Annotated in this window: 12 protein-coding genes; all 12 read left to right on the top strand. The window is 41.3% G+C overall.

Translation table 11 applies throughout. The features are described from left to right. Nucleotides 1-128: 128 nt before the first annotated feature. On the top strand, nucleotides 129-1,151 hold the full coding sequence (locus BUW93_RS05170) for a LacI family DNA-binding transcriptional regulator (protein WP_081209845.1): 1,023 nt from the start codon (nucleotides 129-131) through the stop codon (nucleotides 1,149-1,151). A 132-nt stretch (nucleotides 1,152-1,283) separates the two neighbouring features. Then, nucleotides 1,284-2,642 carry an MFS transporter gene (locus BUW93_RS05175; protein WP_081209847.1) on the top strand — a complete coding sequence of 453 codons (1,359 nt, stop codon included), beginning with the start codon at nucleotides 1,284-1,286 and terminating at the stop codon, nucleotides 2,640-2,642. A 100-nt stretch (nucleotides 2,643-2,742) separates the two neighbouring features. Further along, nucleotides 2,743-3,399: a beta-phosphoglucomutase gene (pgmB, locus tag BUW93_RS05180; protein WP_081210230.1), complete on the top strand. Its 657-nt coding sequence runs from the start codon at nucleotides 2,743-2,745 to the stop codon at nucleotides 3,397-3,399. Between the two features lie 8 nt (nucleotides 3,400-3,407). Further along, nucleotides 3,408-5,714 carry a glycoside hydrolase family 65 protein gene (locus BUW93_RS05185; protein WP_081209849.1) on the top strand — a complete coding sequence of 769 codons (2,307 nt, stop codon included), beginning with the start codon at nucleotides 3,408-3,410 and terminating at the stop codon, nucleotides 5,712-5,714. A gap of 52 nt (nucleotides 5,715-5,766) precedes the next feature. Beyond that, a complete protein-coding gene (locus BUW93_RS05190) occupies nucleotides 5,767-7,632 on the top strand; it encodes a glycoside hydrolase family 13 protein (protein WP_081209851.1) in 1,866 nt (621 codons plus the stop codon). 13 nt (nucleotides 7,633-7,645) lie between these two features. Further along, entirely contained in the window at nucleotides 7,646-9,082 is a 1,437-nt protein-coding gene (locus tag BUW93_RS05195; RefSeq protein ID WP_081209853.1) for an alpha-amylase family glycosyl hydrolase, read from the top strand. Between the two features lie 124 nt (nucleotides 9,083-9,206). Then, nucleotides 9,207-10,193: a 6-phosphofructokinase gene (gene pfkA / locus BUW93_RS05200; protein ID WP_081209855.1), complete on the top strand. Its 987-nt coding sequence runs from the start codon at nucleotides 9,207-9,209 to the stop codon at nucleotides 10,191-10,193. 18 nt (nucleotides 10,194-10,211) lie between these two features. Further along, complete coding sequence (gene gap / locus BUW93_RS05205) at nucleotides 10,212-11,210, top strand: type I glyceraldehyde-3-phosphate dehydrogenase (protein WP_081209857.1); 999 nt, start codon at nucleotides 10,212-10,214, stop codon at nucleotides 11,208-11,210. Between the two features lie 100 nt (nucleotides 11,211-11,310). After that, the gene (locus tag BUW93_RS05210) at nucleotides 11,311-12,168 is read left to right on the top strand and encodes a BadF/BadG/BcrA/BcrD ATPase family protein (RefSeq protein ID WP_081209859.1); all 858 of its coding nucleotides are present in this window, start codon (nucleotides 11,311-11,313) and stop codon (nucleotides 12,166-12,168) included. A gap of 52 nt (nucleotides 12,169-12,220) precedes the next feature. After that, nucleotides 12,221-13,759: a YifB family Mg chelatase-like AAA ATPase gene (locus BUW93_RS05215; protein WP_081209861.1), complete on the top strand. Its 1,539-nt coding sequence runs from the start codon at nucleotides 12,221-12,223 to the stop codon at nucleotides 13,757-13,759. An 83-nt stretch (nucleotides 13,760-13,842) separates the two neighbouring features. After that, complete coding sequence (locus BUW93_RS05220) at nucleotides 13,843-14,988, top strand: DUF2891 domain-containing protein (protein ID WP_081209863.1); 1,146 nt, start codon at nucleotides 13,843-13,845, stop codon at nucleotides 14,986-14,988. Beyond that, nucleotides 14,985-16,205 carry an Nramp family divalent metal transporter gene (locus BUW93_RS05225; RefSeq protein WP_081209865.1) on the top strand — a complete coding sequence of 407 codons (1,221 nt, stop codon included), beginning with the start codon at nucleotides 14,985-14,987 and terminating at the stop codon, nucleotides 16,203-16,205. Before BUW93_RS05220 ends, BUW93_RS05225 begins: the two co-directional genes overlap by 4 nt. Nucleotides 16,206-16,222: the final 17 nt, after the last annotated feature.

The raw sequence follows: 16,222 nt of genomic DNA on the forward strand, positions 1-16,222 counted from the left end.
CTCCAACGTCCGAAAACGTTTGCGTGTTGAAAACTTTTTTATTATTAATGTTAAGCCATGAAAATTGTGATATTTTTACCATATCACGTTAGAGGACTTCTTGATTTATTAATTTCACATTAAATAGTATGCGCCCTAAACTTACCTTAAAGCAAATTGCAAGAGAATTAGATGTTTCTATTTCAACCGTCTCCAAGGCTCTTAAAGACAGCCCCGAAATAGGGGAGGATACCAAGCAAAAAATAAAGGCCTTTGCGAAACTTTACAACTACAAACCCAACAATATTGCTCTAAGCCTTAAAAACCGAAAGACCAAGACTATTGGGATTATTATTCCTGAGATCGTACATTATTTTTTCACAACAGTAATTAGTGGCGTGGAGCAGGTAGCCAATGAAAAGGGTTATAATGTAATTGTATGCCTCTCAAATAATTCTTTTGACAGGGAGGTCCTCAACCTCGATCTCCTGGCAAATGGCAGTACCGATGGGTTTATTCTTTCCCTGGCCAAGGAAACCATGCAAAAAGAAGACTACCATCATCTCACTGAAGTTATAAATCAAGGGATGCCCGTAGTGCTTTTTGACAGGGTAGTAGATGAGGTTCATTGTGATAAAGTTATTATTGATGATATAATAGGAGCCAAAAAAGCTGTGGAGCATTTAATAAACACTGGTTGTAAAAAGATTGGAATACTTACCACCGTAGACTATGTGAGTGTAGGCAAACTTAGAACCAAAGGTTATATTGAAGCTCTTGAGGAAAATGCCTATCCTGTGGATGAAGATCTTATTCTTAAAATAGAGGATATGGATAACAGCGAAAAGGAGATCGGTGAGTTTTTGAAGACCAGGGATATAGATGGTTTGTTTGCTGTAAACGAGCAATTTGCGGTTTCGGCAATAGGATCTTTAAGACGCCTGGGTCGAAATGTACCTGAAGATGTTTCGGTTGTCGGTTTTACAGATGGAGAGCTTTCTAAGAATTTCATCCCAAGCCTTACCACCGTAAGCCAGCACGGCACCCGGATGGGTGCAGAAGCAGCGCACCTTCTTATCGATAAACTGGAAAGAAAACCCGATGAGGTAGAGTCTTATAAAACTGTTATCGTAGAAACCAGTTTGGTTCGTAGAGAATCCACAAAAAACTGATTTAGACTTTTACTTTTAAAATTTTATTATATTTGCCCCAGTTTCAATTTATCAGAACTTATATTTTTACTTCCTACCTAATTAAGTTTTGATAAGTCTTAGCGCTTATCGTAACACATCTAAACTTACGATATGCAAAAACGAACCTTGAGTTTTTGGGAGATCTGGAACATGAGTTTTGGATTCCTGGGAATACAACTGGGTTTTGCTCTACAAAATGCCAACGCGAGTAGAATCTTACAAATTTTTGGTGCCGATGTTCACGAACTCTCATGGTTCTGGCTGGTCGCACCTATCACCGGACTGGTAGTTCAACCAATTATTGGATATTATAGTGACAGGACCTGGACCAAATTGGGCCGGCGTCGTCCATTTTTCCTTACCGGTGCTCTTCTTGCAGCGGCTGGTCTTATTTTAATGCCCAATGCCGATATGTTTATCGCGATTCTACCTTCGCTCTGGATTGGGGCGGGTATGCTATTCGTGATGGATGCCTCCTTTAATATTGCCATGGAACCTTTTAGAGCCCTGGTGGCAGACAACCTACCCTCAGACCAGCGAACCCTTGGGTTTAGTGTGCAAACAGTTTTAATAGGAGTTGGAGCGGTTATTGGGTCCTGGTTGCCATACGTATTGGCCAATTGGTTCGATATAAGTAACCGTACCGTAGCCGGGGAAGTCCCCTTAAACCTGTTGCTTTCTTTTGTGATTGGTGCAGCGATCCTGGTGGGTAGTATTCTGGTTACTGTTTTTACTACTTCAGAATATTCTCCCGGGGAACTTGAGAAAATGGATGAGCACGTGGAGGAAGAAGTGCCAGAGGATGAAAAAAAATCCAGTCTTCTGGATATTTTCACCGACTTTAAAAATATGCCATTCACAATGCGCCAGCTTGCCTGGGTGCAATTCTTTTCGTGGTTTGGTTTATTTGGAATGTGGGTTTTTTCAACTCCGGCAATAGCGCATCATATCTATGATTTACCGCTTTCAGATAATAGTAGTGAAACTTACCAGGATGCGGGAGACTGGGTTGGTGTACTCTTTGGGGTTTACAACGCGGTATCGGCCGTTTTTGCTTTCTTTCTACCCGCTATTGCATTAAAGATTGGTAGAAAAAGTACTCATATGATCTCCCTAGTTATAGGGGGGCTTGGCTTATTGTCAATTTATATAATGCCCAATCAATACTGGTTATTGCTTTCTATGCTTGGTGTAGGGATAGGTTGGGCAAGTATTCTTGCTATGCCTTACGCTATCCTCGCAGGTTCTATTCCACCTAGAAAAATGGGAGTCTATATGGGGATATTCAACTTTTTTATCGTAATCCCTCAAATTATCAATGCACTTATTGGTGGGCCGATGGTGAAATATCTCTATGGCGGAAATCCAATCTATGCCCTGGTGACCAGTGGGGTGGCTTTTCTTATTGCAGCCCTGTTAACAGTTAGAATTTATGATGCAGATGAACCTATAGAAGTAAAAAATCACTGAAAAAGCTCGTAAATAAAACAGAAAAAAAGATTTGAAATTCGAGGCAAACCCCGAATTATTAAATCCCGATTATCGGGTAAAAAATTAACTTATGGAAATGATGAAGAGAAAAGCGGTGATCTTCGACCTTGATGGAGTGATAGTAGATACGGCAAAATTCCATTTTCTGGCATGGCGCAAGCTGGCAAACGATCTTGGTTTTGATTTTACCGAAGAACAAAACGAACAACTTAAAGGAGTGAGCCGTGTGCATTCACTTCAAAAAATATTGAAATGGGGAGGCAAGGAACTTTCAGAAGAGGAGTTCCAACGCCAGATGGACCTGAAGAATGAAAATTACCTGTCTTATGTAAATGAGATGGATGCGTCTGAAATCTTACCGGGAGTACCCAAAATTCTTGACTATCTAATTGAGAATAATATCCCTTTTGCTTTGGGCTCAGCCAGTAAAAATGCGCGAACCATTCTTGAAAAACTCAATCTTATAGAAAAGTTTGATGCTATTGTAGATGGAACCGATGTCTCCAAAGCTAAACCCAACCCAGAAGTCTTTTTGATCGCTGCTGAAAAATTGGGTGTAAAACCAGAAAACAGCATTGTCTTTGAAGATGCGGTGGCTGGTGTTCAGGCCGCGAACCGGGCTAATATGACGAGTATAGGAATTGGCGATAAAACCACTTTAGGGGAAGCCGATTATGTGTTTTCCGATTTCACGGAAATAGATAGAGAATTTATAGAACAACTACTTAGTAAATAGAGAATTAAATGAACCAGGATTATATAAAACCAAACGAATGGTCGATACTTGAAGAGGGTTTCGATGTAGAGAAAGTAAAATCATCCGAGAGCCTATTCAGTATAGGAAATGGGGTGATGGGCCAGCGTGCTAATTTTGAAGAAGAGTATTCAGGACCAAGTTTTCAGGGTAGCTATATCGGTGGGGTTTATTATCCCGACAAGACCAAAGTAGGCTGGTGGAAGAACGGTTATCCCGAATATTTCGCAAAAGTATTGAATGCGCCAAATTGGATTGGAATAAATGTTTTTGTAAATGGCAAGGCTCTGGATCTTTTTACCTGCAAAGAGGTAAAAGATTTCAAAAGAGAGCTTAATATGAAGGAAGGCTTTCACCGCCGCAGTTTTGTGGCTGTGCTACCAAATGACCTTGAAATTTCGGTTAAAGCAACCAGATTTCTTTCTATTGTTGAAGATGAATTGGGCGCCATAGATTTTGAAGTAGAAGTATTGAACAGCGATGCAGAAATTCGTTTTGAGCCCTATCTCGACGGCGGCATCACCAATACCGATGCCAACTGGGAAGAGCGTTTCTGGAAGACTTTAGAGGTTAAAACTGAAGGAAACCAGGGTTTCATTCTCTCAAAAACCCTAAAAACCGAATTCCACGTGGGCACCTTTATGCAATCGGAAGTTTGGGTTGCTGGAGAAAAGAAAGACCTGGGTTTTAAGGAATCTAAAACTGATGATAAGCTTACTTTTTCTTATTTAGTGAATGCCAAAAAGGGACAAAAAGTTAGTCTGAGAAAATATGCCGGTTATGTCACCGATATGAACCATGATAGAGACCGGTTATTTTCAGCAGCGAAAAAAGTATTGGATATTGCAATAGCCTCAGGTTTTGAGAATTTACTTCAGCAGCAAAAAGAAGCCTGGGCAAAGATCTGGGAAATGGCAGACATTACTATTTCGGGAGATGTAAAAGCCCAGCAGGGAATTCGCTTCAATATTTTTCAGCTAAATCAAACCTATTTAGGTAAAGATGAAAGGCTGAATATTGGTCCCAAAGGTTTCACCGGAGAAAAATACGGCGGAAGCACCTATTGGGATACCGAGGCTTATTGTATTCCTTTTTATATGGCGACCAAAGATCAAAAAGTGGCCAGAAATCTTTTGACCTATCGGTACAATCAACTGGATAAAGCCATTGAAAACGCCAAAAAATTAGGTTTTAAAAACGGTGCCGCCCTTTACCCGATGGTGACGATGAATGGGGAAGAAAGCCATAACGAATGGGAAATCACCTTTGAGGAGATTCACCGTAATGGCGCTATGGTCTATGCCATCTATAATTATGTACGTTTTACCGGAGATTTTGAATATATCCCGGAAAAAGGTTTGGAGGTGATGATTGCTATCGCCAGATTCTGGCATCAGCGGGCCAATTTTAGTAGTGAAAAAAATAAATACGTTATTCTGGGAGTAACCGGGCCCAATGAATACGAAAATAACGTAAACAATAATTGGTATACCAACTATATCGCGAAATGGTGTTTGGAATATACTATGGAAATAATCGAAAAGGTGAAGCATGGTTACGAAGAGGATTATGAGCGTATTATGGGCCATACCAACCTTACCGATGGAGAATTGATTTCCTGGAAAGAAGTTGCAGACGATATGTATTTCCCGTTTTCAGAGAAAGATGGAGTCTTCCTTCAGCAGGATGGGTTCCTGGACAAAGAGATTAAACCTGTAAGTGAACTGGATAAAAGCCAAAGACCAATCAACCAGAAATGGAGTTGGGACCGAATCCTGCGTTCCTGTTACATAAAACAGGCTGATGTGCTTCAGGGATTTTATTTCTTTGAAGATCACTTTAGCAAAGAAGAGCTTGAGAAACATTTTGATTATTATGAGCCAATTACCGTTCACGAATCGTCCCTGTCGCCTTGCGTGCACAGTATTCAGGCGGCGGTTCTTGGTAGAATGAAACAGGCTTATGAATTTTATTTAAGAACATCGCGCCTGGATCTCGACGACTATAATAACGAGGTAGAGCAGGGTTGCCATATTACAAGTATGGCCGGTACCTGGATGAGTATTGTTGAAGGTTTTGGCGGGATGCGTGTTAAAGACGATCAGCTGGAGTTTACTCCAATAATTCCAGCGGAATGGGAAGCCTATTCCTTTAAAGTGAACTTTAGGGATCAAATCCTGAAGGTTACCGTTACCAGCGATCAAACCAGGTTTTCACTTGAAGGCGATAATTCCATAGAGATCAAAGTTAATGGCGAATCTTTAGAGGTAAGCCCTAACGAGGAGAAAACAGTTTAAACTTAAACCTGGAGTTCATTATTGAGCTCCGGGTTTTTTAATTATTTATAAGATGAAAAAAATAATAATCAGCCTTATTTTCCTGGGAAGCCTCTCTATGGCGGCTCAGATTGAAAGGGTGGAACCACCTAACTGGTGGCTTGGCTTTGACAATGATGAGTTACAATTAATGATCTATGGTGAAAATATAGGGGAGGCTGAGGTTAGTCTTGATGCAGTTGGGATTGATTTGGAAGATGTTCATCGCGCGAAAAGTCCCAATTACCTGTTCCTGGATTTAAAATTAACAGAACAGGCTAAAGCTGGAAGCTTTCCAATTAATTTCACTTTGGAAAACGGTAAAAAACTGGTTCACCAATACGAATTAAAAGAAAGAACCCGGCCTGGATCTGATTTTATCGGGTTCAATAATAAAGATGCGATATATCTTGTCACCCCTGACAGGTTTGCCAATGGAGATCCTTCCAACGATGAAGATTCGTCCTTAAGAGAAAAAACCATAAACCGGGAAGATGATTATGCCAGGCACGGAGGCGATATACAGGGTATTATAGATCATCTTGACTATATAGACGAAATGGGCTTTACTGCTCTTTGGTCGTCGCCCTTATTGATTAACGATATGGAATCCGGCTCTTACCACGGATATGCCATGACCGATTTTTACCGGGTTGATCCTCGTTTTGGAACTCTGGAAGATTATAAAGAGCTGGCTGAAAAAGCCCGGGAAAGAGACATCAAACTTATTATGGACCAGGTGGCAAATCATATAGGTTCAGGCCATTGGTGGATGGACGATCTGCCTTTTGAAGATTGGTTGAATTACCAGAAAGAATTTGAACAGGGAAAGGAAATAACCAAATCTAACCACATAAGAACCACCAACCAGGATTTTTATGCCGCCGATGTAGATAAGAGAAAAATGACTGAAGGCTGGTTCGTAGATACTATGCCAGATCTAAATCAGGAAAATCCATTTATGGCCAAATATCTTATTCAAAACAGTATTTGGTGGATTGAATACCTCGGTCTTGGCGGAATACGCCAGGACACTTATCCTTATCCGGATAAAGATTTTATGAGTGACTGGGCCGGGGCTATCATGACCGAATACCCCGATTTCAATATCGTAGGAGAAGAGTGGAGTTATAATCCACTGCTAATTCGTTACTGGCAGGATGGTGTAGAAAATAAAGATGCTTACGAATCCAACCTTAGATCTACAATGGATTTTGCTATGCAGGGAGAAATTGTAAAAGGTTTAAAAGAAGATGAAGGTTGGGGCACTGGGCTCACGAGACTTTATGAAGGCCTGGCGAACGATTTTGCCTATGAGCGTCCTGAGGATATAATGATTTTTCCAGATAACCACGATAAGAGCAGGATCTTTACTCAATTGGAGGAAGATGTAGCAAAAACCAAAATGGCTGTTGCTTATATGCTGGTGCTTCCGAGGACACCTCAAATTTACTACGGGACCGAGATTTTGATGGATGATACGGCCAATCCGGGTGACCATGGGCTCATCCGTACCGAATTTCCGGGAGGTTGGGACGATCATGATACAAATGCTTTCACCGGGGAAGGGCTTTCAGAAGAAAAAGCAGATATGCAGGCTTTTCTGAAGAAAATTTTAAACTACCGCAAAAACTCTAAAGCGATTCACACAGGTAAAACTCTTCATTTTGCACCTCAGGATGGCGTTTATGTGTCGGCAAGGCAAATTGAAGGCGAAAGTGTAGTTGTTATTCTGAATAAAAATGAGGAAAAATTCAGTTTAGACCTTGAAAGGTTTGAACAATTAGACCTGAATGGGAAAAATCTAAAAAATCTTATTTCCGAAGAAACTTTGGAATGGAATGACAGGCTGGAATTAAACGGAGAAGGAGTATATCTTTTAACAACAAAATTCAACTAAATAAATTATAAATATGAAACAATTTTCGATAATAATGGCGCTTTTGGTGCTGATGGTATCCTGTAAAAATGAACCAAAGCAGGAAGAGCAAAAAGAAGAAAAACAGGAAAGTCTGGAGCCGGTATCTAATGAAGCATTGGAATCAGCAGTGATTTATGAGGCCAATATTCGGCAATATTCTCCTGAGGGAACTTTCGAGGCCTTTACCAAAGATATTCCGCAGTTAAAGGAATTAGGGGTAAAAGTGATCTGGCTAATGCCGATTTATCCTATTTCCATGAAGAATCGTAAAGCAACTCAGGGTCTATCTATTGAGGATATTGAAGATGAAGAAGAGAGAAAAAAGTACCTGGGAAGTTACTACGCTATTGCTGATTATACCGGGATAAATCCGGAATTTGGAGAATTTGATGATTTCAATGAGCTTGTGGATACCGCACACGAAAACGGGATGTATGTTATTCTTGATTGGGTGGCCAACCACACCGGCTGGGATCATCACTGGATGGAGGAGCATCCTGAATTCTATACTCAGAATGATAAAGGAGAGATCGTTGATCCTTTAAATCCCGATACGGGTGAAAGCTGGGGTTGGACCGATGTTGCCGACCTTAACTATGATAATAAAGAACTTTGGGAAGCGATGACCAAAGAGATGGAATTCTGGGTGGAAGAATATAATATTGACGGTTTCCGTGCCGATGTGGCCGGTGAGGTTCCTACCGAATTCTGGGAGCAGGCAGTAAAAAAACTGAATTCCCATAAACCCATGTTTATGTTAGCCGAATCTGAGGATAAGGATTTATTTCATAATGCCTTCGATATGGGGTATAACTGGGAAGGTCACCACATTATGAATGAAATGGCCCAGGGCAAGAAAACTGTGAAAGACTGGAATGCCTATATGCAAAAGATCGATACTACCTACCAGGAAGATGACTACCTGATGAATTTCGTGACTAATCATGATGAAAATTCCTGGAATGGTACGGTGAAAGAGCGAATGGGAGAGGCTTCAGAAGCTATGATTGCCTTTAGTTATGCGCTTCCGGGGATGCCACTTATTTACAGCGGCCTGGAATATGATTTAGATAAAAGACTTAGGTTCTTTGAAAAAGATACTATTTCTAAAGAAAAAGGAAAGATATGGCCAATCCTTGAGAAATTAGGGGAGCTTAAGAACCAAAATGTTGCCCTGCACGGAGCCAAAGAGGCAGCCTCTTATGAAGCTCTGGAAACTTCAGAAGAAGAGAAAGTTATGGCATTTAAACGTGAGAAAAATGGTCAGGAACTTATTTATCTTTCTAATTTCAGTGATGCTTCGTTGAATTTTACGGTTAGACTTGACGGAGAGTATATAGATTATATGTCTGGGGCAACTGTAGAAATGGAAGAAAATGAAAATTTAGAATTTAAGCCTTGGGAGTATCGAATATTAGTAAATAACTAAAAAAACTCCTAAATTAATAAAAACAGCCCGCTAAAACGGGCTGTTTTTGTTAGTTATCAACCGAAAACGATTTAGTTTTTGCGAAAATTAGGTTATATTAATCAATTGAAATAGCTTTGAGGTAATGATAAAGAAAATCAACAATATAGCAGTATTAACTTCCGGGGGAGATGCTCCTGGAATGAATGCCGCAATAAGAGCTGTAGTAAGAGCTTGTTCGTATTACAATCTTGAATGCACAGGTGTTTACCGGGGCTATCAGGGTCTTATTGAAGGCGATTTTGAAAAGCTTGATGCCAGGTCTGTAAGAAATGTAATTAATAAAGGCGGCACTTTCCTTAAATCTACCCGCTCTATGGAATTCAAAACCAAAGAGGGGAGAGCAAAAGCAAATGAAAATCTGAAAAAGGCGGGGGTAGATGCCCTTGTAGTTATAGGAGGGGATGGAACCTTTACCGGGGGACTTTTGTTCAATCAGGAGTTCGATTTTCCGGTGGTTGGTATCCCGGCAACCATCGATAACGACATTAGTGGTACAGATTATACCCTGGGTTACGACACCGCATTAAATACGGTAGTTGAAGCCATTGATAAAATTCGGGATACCGCCAGTTCACATAACAGACTGTTCTTAGTTGAAGTTATGGGACGCGATGCCGGCGATATAGCCTTAAATAGCGGGATAGGCGCAGGTGCTGAAGAAATCCTTATTCCTGAAGAAGAAGGGGGAATAGAGCTAATGATGGACTCTCTGGAAAAGAGTAAAAAATCCGGAAAGACCTCAAGCATTATCGTTGTGGCAGAAGGTGAGAAAAGCGGTAAAACAATTTTTGAACTTGCTGAACATATAGGTGAAAAATATGAAGAGTACGACATCAGGGTATCGGTACTGGGGCACATTCAACGTGGAGGCTCACCAAGTTGTTTTGACCGCGTGCTGGCAAGTAAGCTTGGTGTGGGAGCAGTGGAAGCGCTTACCGATGGTAAATCCAATATTATGGTTGGAGTACACCATCAGAAAGTAGTTCATGTTTCATTGGAAAAAGCGCTCAAAGAGAAGCGTGAATTAGACAAAGAGTTAAGAAGGGTGGCTAACATCACTTCAGTGTAAAATTTAAAATTTAAAATTATGAGTACTAAAATTGGAATTAATGGATTTGGTCGTATTGGGCGAATAGCCTTTAGAATAGCGGCTGAAAATAAAGATGTAGAAGTTGTAGCAATCAATGATCTTCTTGACGTAGATCACCTGGCATACCTGCTTAAATATGATTCGGTTCACGGAAAATTCAAAGGAGATGTTGAGGTGAAAGATGGGAATCTTATTGTGAATGGAAATACTGTTCGTGTAACAGCAGAAAAAAATCCAGAAGACCTTAAATGGGGTGATGTAGATGTAGATGTGGTTTTAGAATGTACCGGAATCTTTACGAGTAAAGATCAGGCGCAGACGCATATTACTGCAGGTGCTAAAAAAGTTGTGATCTCAGCTCCTTCTAAAGATGCGCCTATGTTCGTTATGGGTGTTAATCATAAAGATGTTAAGGCTGAAGATAATATAGTTTCTAATGCCTCGTGTACCACCAACTGTCTTGCTCCACTTGCAAAAGTGATCGATGATGAGTTTGGAATTGTTGAAGGATTGATGACTACAGTTCACGCTACTACAGCAACTCAATTAACAGTTGATGGTCCTTCTAAAAAGGATTTCAGAGGTGGTAGAAGTGCGCTGTTAAATATTATTCCTGCTTCTACAGGAGCTGCAAAAGCAGTAGGAAAAGTTATTCCAAAACTGGACGGGAAACTTACAGGTATGGCCTTTAGAGTGCCAACCGCCGATGTTTCTGCAGTAGACCTTACCGTGCGTACCGACAAATCTGTATCTTATGAGCAGGTGAAAGCTGCATTCAAAAAAGCTTCCGAAGGAGATTACAAAGGAGTGATTTCTTATACCGAAGATGCTGTGGTTTCTCAGGATTATGTTTCAGAATCGCATACCTGTAATTTTGATGCCGGAGCAGGGATTGCACTAAATGATAATTTCTTTAAATTAGTGGCCTGGTATGATAACGAATATGGTTATTCTGCTTCAATAATTAAACTGGCGATGCACGTTGCATCATTATAATACTTAAATGAAAAAAGCCTGAAAGAAAATTGGAACTGTAGGATTTCATCATAATCCTACAGCCATTTTCATCAGGCTTTTTTTTAAATCACACGAAGAAATGATTTTATTAGCAGACGGTGGCTCAACAAAATGTGATTGGATCTTACTGAATGCCCGGGGAGAACAGGTTTTTAAAACCAGAACCAAAGGGCTTAACCCGGCGGTCTTTCCTGAGTTGGTTCTTGAACAGCGTATTGAAGAAAACGCAGAATTGCGTGAAGTAAAAGATAAAGTAGAAAGGGTACATTTTTTTGGTGCCGGTTGTGGGACTGAAACACCCCGTAAACTCCTGGAAGATATTTTTACCAACTTTTTTACCAATGTTAACGAAGTAATCGTAAAAGAAGATATTGTAGCTGCTGTATATGCCGCAACTACAGAACCTGGTATAGTTTGTATCCTGGGTACGGGATCTAATTCCTGTTATTACGACGGTGAAGAGATTCACCAGGTTGTGCATTCCCTTGGATATATTCTTATGGATGAGGCCAGTGGTAATTACTTTGGAAAAAGACTTTTAAGGGATTATTACTATAAGAGAATGCCTCCGGAATTGGTGACTATATTTGAACAGAAATATAACCTTGATTCAGACGAGATAAAGAAAAACCTCTATAGAAGAGAAAATCCAAATACCTACCTCGCAAATTTTGCCGAATTTATCTTTACCAACGAGCGGAATGGATATTTCTACAAGCTGGTTCACGAAGGTATTACTGATTTTGTGCATTCCAGAGTTTTGTCTTATAAACAAGCGCAGAATGTGCCAATACATTTTATAGGAAGTATAGCTTTCTTTAGCGAAGATATTATTCGGGCAGTAGTTCAGCCATATGGGCTTGAAGTAGGAAATATAGTGAGAAGACCTATTGATGGTTTAATAGATTATTACCGAAATCACGTGTTAAACGTTTAACACTCAAATCATTTCGTAAATTTTACTAAATTTAAGGAAACAAAATCTTTAAATGCTGGTAAAAGTCTACGGAAGTGCCGTTTTTGGGGTAGAAGCAACCACAATTACCATTGAGGTAAATGTGGCTACCGGCATTGGATATCATCTGGTTGGTTTACCCGATAATGCGGTAAAAGAAAGCAGTTATCGCATAACCGCCGCCCTCCAAAATACGGGCTATAAATTTCCCGGTAAAAAGATTATAGTGAATATGGCTCCTGCTGATCTTCGGAAAGAAGGTTCGGCATACGACCTCACTTTTGCCCTGGGAATCCTAACCGCATCAGGCCAGATCAAGGCCGAAAACATTTCAGATTATTTAATAATGGGGGAGCTTTCCCTCGACGGAAGCCTTCAACCTATAAAGGGAGCGCTTCCTATTGCTATTAAAGCCAGAGAAGAAGGCTTTAAAGGTTTTATTCTTCCCAAGCAAAACGCAAAAGAAGCCGCTGTGGTGAACGGGCTTGAAATCTATGGCGTAGATAATATCCTGGAGGTAATCAGGTTTTTTGATAAGGAAGAACCCCTGGAACAAACCCTCATTAATACCCGGGAAGAATTTTATAAAAATCTGGATAACCCGGAACACGATTTTGCCGATGTAAAAGGGCAGGAATCTATTAAGCGCTGTATGGAAATAGCCGCAGCCGGAGGTCATAATATTATTTTAATCGGTCCGCCCGGAGCGGGAAAGACCATGTTGGCAAAACGCCTGCCCAGCATTTTACCACCTATGACCCTGCATGAGGCTTTGGAAACCACTAAAATTCATAGCGTAGTTGGCAGGATACGTGAAAATGTAGGCTTGATGTCTCAACGCCCCTTCAGAAGCCCACATCACACAATTTCAGATGTTGCCCTTGTGGGCGGCGGGGCTTATCCCCAACCGGGGGAAATTTCGCTATCCCATAACGGGGTTTTATTCTTAGATGAACTTCCTGAGTTTAAACGCGGCGTGCTTGAAGTAATGCGCCAGCCCCTGGAGGATCGGGAAGTCACCATCTCCCGGGCGAAATTCACAGTTACCTATCCTTCAAGTTTTATGCTGGTAGCCAGTATGAATCCAAGTCCCAGTGGTTACTTTAATGATCCCGATTCACCGGTAACTTCCAGTCCTGCCGAAATGCAGCGTTATCTTAGCAAAATTAGTGGCCCTCTTCTGGATAGAATAGATATTCATATCGAGGTGACGCCGGTTCCATTTGAAAAGCTCAGTGAAGAACGCAGGGGAGAGAGTAGTGTGGAGATAAGAAAAAGAGTTACCGCGGCCCGGGAAATTCAGACGCAGCGATTTAAAGAAAATGAGAATGTGCATTATAATGCTCAAATGAGTGTAAGGCAGATCAGGGAATTTTGTGATTTGGATGAAGCATCTAAACAACTTTTGAAAACAGCTATGGAACGGCTCAATCTTTCTGCAAGGGCTTATGATCGTATTTTAAAGGTCTCCCGTAGTATCGCCGATTTAGAGCAATCGGAAAATATTGCCGCCAACCACATCAGCGAAGCGATTCAGTATAGAAGCCTGGATCGGGACGGCTGGTTGGGCTGAGGTCCTAAATTATAAATGAATGTAAAATTTTAACGGGTTTATTTTTAAACTTTTATCTTTACTAGCTCACAACCCAAAAATCAATGAAACGAATAATCCTGCTTCTCTTAATAATTATTTCCGGCTGTAAAAACAACGAAAGCTCTGAAAAAGTTTCAGCAGAGGAAGCCGATAGTATAAAAGTACCTACAATCACTGAGGCTTTACAAAGCGAAATCATAGAATTTGATCTCGAAGAAGCCAACAAACTTGCAGAACTTCCCCTTAACTGTATTGAAACCGAATATCCTAATAAACTGGGCCAAACCCTGGAAAATAAAGAAGCTATGGGCGAACCCAGCGAGCTTCATCCGGCCTTTTACGGCTGTTTTGACTGGCATTCTTCGGTTCATGGGCATTGGTCCCTTATAAGTTTGCTAAAACAATTTCCGAAGCTTGAAAAGCGAAAAGAAATAAGGGAATTACTTCAAAAAAGTCTTTCTGCTGAAAATATTCAGGAGGAGCTCGAATATTTCCGAAGAGAACATAGTGATTCTTACGAGCGTACTTACGGTTGGGCCTGGTTGCTTAAACTGGCTCAGGAAATAAAAACCTGGGATGATCCCCTGGCACAGGAACTTGATCAAAACCTCCAGCCTTTAACCAATCTTATAGTAGAACGATATATGGAGTTTCTCCCAAAACTCAATTACCCTATCAGGGTTGGAGAACACGAAAATACAGCTTTTGGTCTCTCTTACGCCTGGGACTATGCTGTTACCGCCGAAAATGAGGAGCTGAAAGAACTCATTTCGAAACGAGCAAGGGATTTTTACCTTAGTGATGATCATTGCCCCATAACCTGGGAGCCGGGTGGCTTCGACTTTCTCTCTCCCTGTTTAGAGGAGGTGAATATTATGCGTAGGGTCTTACCGAAAAACGCCTTTATGATGTGGTTAGACGATTTTATGCCTAACCTCAAGAATGAAGGTTTTAATATTGAAGTAGGCGAAGTTTCCGATCGCACCGATGGAAAACTGGTGCATCTCGATGGTCTCAATTTTAGCCGCGCCTGGGTTTTTTACGGCCTGGTCAATAAATATCCGGATGAATTCGGGCATTTAAAGAGCCTTGCCGACAGTCACGTAGCTTATTCCTTCCCTAATTTGGTAGGTGATAGCTACGAAGGTGGCCACTGGTTAGGCAGTTTTGCTATCTACGCACTTAATGAATCCCGCAAGGGCAAGTGAGAAATTTTTTAAAAAACCTTGGGCCGGGAATCCTGGTCTCGGCGGCATTTATTGGCCCGGGAACGGTGACCGTCTGCACCCTGGCCGGGGTGGAATTTGGGTATAGCCTGCTGTGGGCCCTATTGCTCTCTGTTTTTTCCTGTGTTGTTTTGCAGGAAATGGCCGCGCGTTTAGGAGTGGTTTCGCAAAAAGGTTTAAGCGAAGTGATTCGTGAAGAGATTAAGAGGCCATTTTTAAAGGTTTTCTCAGTCATTCTAATCTTCTCGGCCATAGTGATAGGAAATGCCGCCTATGAAGCCGGAAATATCACTGGAGCAGTTCTTGGCGCCCAGGCGATATTTGGAGATCAGAGCTTACAGCTGGGGAGTTTCCAGCTCAATCTCTGGAGCCTGCTCATTGGATTTATCGCTTTTCTTTTACTTTTCTCCGGAAGCTACAAAACCCTGGAAAAAGTATTTATTGGGTTGGTGCTGCTAATGAGCATCAGCTTTGTGCTTACCGCCATTCTAACCAAACCCGATATCCTTAAAGTCTTACAAGGCTTTATTCCAAATACCAATGCGGCCGGTCTGCTTACGGTTATGGCTATTGTGGGTACTACAGTAGTGCCTTATAATTTATTCCTGCACGCCTCTCTGGTAAGTGAGAAATGGAAGGATTCGTCGTTTTTACCAACAGCGCGAAAGGAACTGGTTGTATCTATTCTTCTGGGAGGTGTGGTTTCTATGGCAATCCTTATTTCTGCTGCTTCGGCAGGGATCACCGATGTGAATTCCGCGGCCGATATGGCCTTAAGCCTGGAACCGCTTTTTGGTAAATTTGCAACCTGGTTTATGGCACTGGGACTTTTAGCTGCCGGGATTACCTCTTCGATCACCGCTCCTTTGGCTGCTGCATACGTGGTGCAGGGTTCTCTTGGCTGGAAAGGCGGGATGGCTTCTGCAAAATTCAAAATGGTATGGGCCGGAGTGCTCATCCTGGGTGTTTTCTTTTCGTCTTTACAGATCAACCCTATCGAGATCATCCGGTTTGCGCAAATTGCCAACGGAATTCTATTGCCTGTAATCGCTATTTTCTTATTTTGGGTAGTTAATAAACATTCGGTCCTGGGGCATCATCGCAATAGTAGTTGGCAAAATATTCTGGGAATTCTGGTAATCGCATTATCTGTTTTCCTTGGGGTAAAAGCCATTGTAAGTGTGATTGGTAGCTTTTAATCTTTATCGAATACTGT

Source organism: Salegentibacter sediminis, from assembly GCF_002078605.1.
In the GTDB taxonomy this organism is placed as follows: Bacteria; Bacteroidota; Bacteroidia; order Flavobacteriales; family Flavobacteriaceae; genus Salegentibacter; species Salegentibacter sediminis.

Excerpts from the sequence above, each read along its gene's own strand:
- BUW93_RS05170 (WP_081209845.1), top strand. The coding sequence starts at position 129 with ATGCGCCCTAAACTTACCTTAAAGCAAATTGCAAGAGAATTAGATGTT.
- BUW93_RS05175 (WP_081209847.1), top strand. The coding sequence starts at position 1,284 with ATGCAAAAACGAACCTTGAGTTTTTGGGAGATCTGGAACATGAGTTTT.
- pgmB (WP_081210230.1), top strand. The coding sequence starts at position 2,743 with ATGAAGAGAAAAGCGGTGATCTTCGACCTTGATGGAGTGATAGTAGAT.
- BUW93_RS05185 (WP_081209849.1), top strand. The coding sequence starts at position 3,408 with ATGAACCAGGATTATATAAAACCAAACGAATGGTCGATACTTGAAGAG.
- BUW93_RS05190 (WP_081209851.1), top strand. The coding sequence starts at position 5,767 with ATGAAAAAAATAATAATCAGCCTTATTTTCCTGGGAAGCCTCTCTATG.
- BUW93_RS05195 (WP_081209853.1), top strand. The coding sequence starts at position 7,646 with ATGAAACAATTTTCGATAATAATGGCGCTTTTGGTGCTGATGGTATCC.
- pfkA (WP_081209855.1), top strand. The coding sequence starts at position 9,207 with ATGATAAAGAAAATCAACAATATAGCAGTATTAACTTCCGGGGGAGAT.
- gap (WP_081209857.1), top strand. The coding sequence starts at position 10,212 with ATGAGTACTAAAATTGGAATTAATGGATTTGGTCGTATTGGGCGAATA.
- BUW93_RS05210 (WP_081209859.1), top strand. The coding sequence starts at position 11,311 with ATGATTTTATTAGCAGACGGTGGCTCAACAAAATGTGATTGGATCTTA.
- BUW93_RS05215 (WP_081209861.1), top strand. The coding sequence starts at position 12,221 with ATGCTGGTAAAAGTCTACGGAAGTGCCGTTTTTGGGGTAGAAGCAACC.
- BUW93_RS05220 (WP_081209863.1), top strand. The coding sequence starts at position 13,843 with ATGAAACGAATAATCCTGCTTCTCTTAATAATTATTTCCGGCTGTAAA.